1 pseudogene is annotated in these 523 nt (G+C 76.9%); it reads right to left on the minus strand.

What is annotated here, in order from left to right:
* Positions 1–523: pseudogene (locus FV228_RS32365) on the minus strand (ATPase); the annotation flags it as partial.

The raw sequence follows: 523 nt of genomic DNA on the forward strand, positions 1-523 counted from the left end.
CCCCCGGTGCGCGGCGCGGTGCGCTCGGCCTCGCTCTCCTGCGCGCGGGCCTTGAGCGCAGCATCCTCGGCCGCCCGCTCCAGCGCCTCGTCGAACTCGGGCAGGCGTGCCAGCCCGTCGATCAGTTCCGCCAGGGGCCCGTCCGGGCGCAGGATCTCGTCGGGTGAGGATTCCCGGCGTAATCCGGCCCGGGCGCAGGATTCCGCGAGGCGGGCCGCCGGCGGGCAGGCCTGGCGCAGGATCGGGGCGACCGGCTGGAGCTTGCCCATCTGGCCGACCAGGCCGACGAGGTCGGCGATCCGGGCGGCGAGGTCCTTCCGGTCCCGCTCCAGCATCGACAGGCCCAGCGTCGAGGCGGCGAGCCGGCCCTCCGCGGCGCTGCCGGCGAGCAGGGCCTTCTTCTCGGCGATCTCGCCGTCGATCTCCCGGACGTGGCCGCGGCTCGCCGCGACCCGCTCGCGGGCGATCCGCACGGTGTCGGCGCCCTCGCGCAGGCGCAGCCGGACCGCGATGAGGTCGAGGC

Origin of the sequence: Methylobacterium sp. WL18, from assembly GCF_008040015.1 — a bacterium.
Lineage (GTDB): Bacteria > Pseudomonadota > Alphaproteobacteria > Rhizobiales > Beijerinckiaceae > Methylobacterium > Methylobacterium mesophilicum.